This window comes from Klebsiella sp. V115_8, from assembly GCF_029967715.1.
Classification (GTDB): Bacteria; Pseudomonadota; Gammaproteobacteria; order Enterobacterales; family Enterobacteriaceae; genus Klebsiella; species Klebsiella quasipneumoniae.
In genome coordinates this window covers 1-2,006 of the sequence record NZ_JASCAR010000015.1, presented here as the reverse complement: position 1 = coordinate 2,006, position 2,006 = coordinate 1, and the positions used below count along the sequence as shown (strand labels likewise).

The following is a 2,006-nucleotide window of genomic DNA, read 5'->3' as shown; positions in this document are numbered from 1 at the left end:
GATTGACGTTACCCGCAGAAGAAGCACCGGCTAACTCCGTGCCAGCAGCCGCGGTAATACGGAGGGTGCAAGCGTTAATCGGAATTACTGGGCGTAAAGCGCACGCAGGCGGTCTGTCAAGTCGGATGTGAAATCCCCGGGCTCAACCTGGGAACTGCATTCGAAACTGGCAGGCTAGAGTCTTGTAGAGGGGGGTAGAATTCCAGGTGTAGCGGTGAAATGCGTAGAGATCTGGAGGAATACCGGTGGCGAAGGCGGCCCCCTGGACAAAGACTGACGCTCAGGTGCGAAAGCGTGGGGAGCAAACAGGATTAGATACCCTGGTAGTCCACGCCGTAAACGATGTCGATTTGGAGGTTGTGCCCTTGAGGCGTGGCTTCCGGAGCTAACGCGTTAAATCGACCGCCTGGGGAGTACGGCCGCAAGGTTAAAACTCAAATGAATTGACGGGGGCCCGCACAAGCGGTGGAGCATGTGGTTTAATTCGATGCAACGCGAAGAACCTTACCTGGTCTTGACATCCACAGAACTTAGCAGAGATGCTTTGGTGCCTTCGGGAACTGTGAGACAGGTGCTGCATGGCTGTCGTCAGCTCGTGTTGTGAAATGTTGGGTTAAGTCCCGCAACGAGCGCAACCCTTATCCTTTGTTGCCAGCGGTTAGGCCGGGAACTCAAAGGAGACTGCCAGTGATAAACTGGAGGAAGGTGGGGATGACGTCAAGTCATCATGGCCCTTACGACCAGGGCTACACACGTGCTACAATGGCATATACAAAGAGAAGCGACCTCGCGAGAGCAAGCGGACCTCATAAAGTATGTCGTAGTCCGGATTGGAGTCTGCAACTCGACTCCATGAAGTCGGAATCGCTAGTAATCGTAGATCAGAATGCTACGGTGAATACGTTCCCGGGCCTTGTACACACCGCCCGTCACACCATGGGAGTGGGTTGCAAAAGAAGTAGGTAGCTTAACCTTCGGGAGGGCGCTTACCACTTTGTGATTCATGACTGGGGTGAAGTCGTAACAAGGTAACCGTAGGGGAACCTGCGGTTGGATCACCTCCTTACCTTAAAGAACCTGCCTTTGCAGTGCTCACACAGATTGTCTGATGAAATAGAGCAGTAAATAATCTCTGCAGGCTTGTAGCTCAGGTGGTTAGAGCGCACCCCTGATAAGGGTGAGGTCGGTGGTTCAAGTCCACTCAGGCCTACCAAATTTTCCCTGAATACTGCGTTGTGGCAAAGCTCGCATACTTCAGTATGCTTCGCTTCACCACGCCTTGTCTCAGGAAAAATTACCGGTACAGAGATAACACCGATGGGGCTATAGCTCAGCTGGGAGAGCGCCTGCTTTGCACGCAGGAGGTCTGCGGTTCGATCCCGCATAGCTCCACCATCTTTACTGCGAACACAAGAAAACTTCAGAGTGAACCTGAAAAGGTGCACTGCGAAGTTTTGCTCTTTAAAAATCTGGATCAAGCTGAAAATTGAAACGACACACTGTTTAAGTGTGTTCGAGTCTCTCAAATTTTCGCGACACGATGATGTTTTACGAAACATCTTCGGGTTGTGAGGTTAAGCGACTAAGCGTACACGGTGGATGCCCTGGCAGTCAGAGGCGATGAAGGACGTGCTAATCTGCGAAAAGCGTCGGTAAGGTGATATGAACCGTTATAACCGGCGATGTCCGAATGGGGAAACCCAGTGCAATTCGTTGCACTATCGTTAACTGAATACATAGGTTAACGAGGCGAACCGGGGGAACTGAAACATCTAAGTACCCCGAGGAAAAGAAATCAACCGAGATTCCCCCAGTAGCGGCGAGCGAACGGGGAGCAGCCCAGAGTCTGAATCAGCTTGTGTGTTAGTGGAACGGTCTGGAAAGTCCGACGGTACAGGGTGATAGTCCCGTACACCAAAATGCACAGGCTGTGAACTCGAAGAGTAGGGCGGGACACGTGGTATCCTGTCTGAATATGGGGGGACCATCCTCCAAGGCTAAATACT

General features: G+C 51.9%; 2 tRNA genes and 2 rRNA genes. All 4 read left to right on the top strand.

The annotated features are described in order from the left end of the window. Nucleotides 1-1,066 (top strand): 16S ribosomal RNA (locus tag QLG03_RS06060); the annotation flags it as partial. Between the two features lie 70 nt (nucleotides 1,067-1,136). Next, nucleotides 1,137-1,213, top strand: a tRNA-Ile gene (locus tag QLG03_RS06055). Nucleotides 1,214-1,319: 106 nt separating this feature from the next. After that, a tRNA-Ala gene (locus tag QLG03_RS06050) sits at nucleotides 1,320-1,395 on the top strand. A gap of 177 nt (nucleotides 1,396-1,572) precedes the next feature. Next, a 23S ribosomal RNA gene (locus QLG03_RS06045) occupies nucleotides 1,573-2,006 on the top strand; the annotation flags it as partial.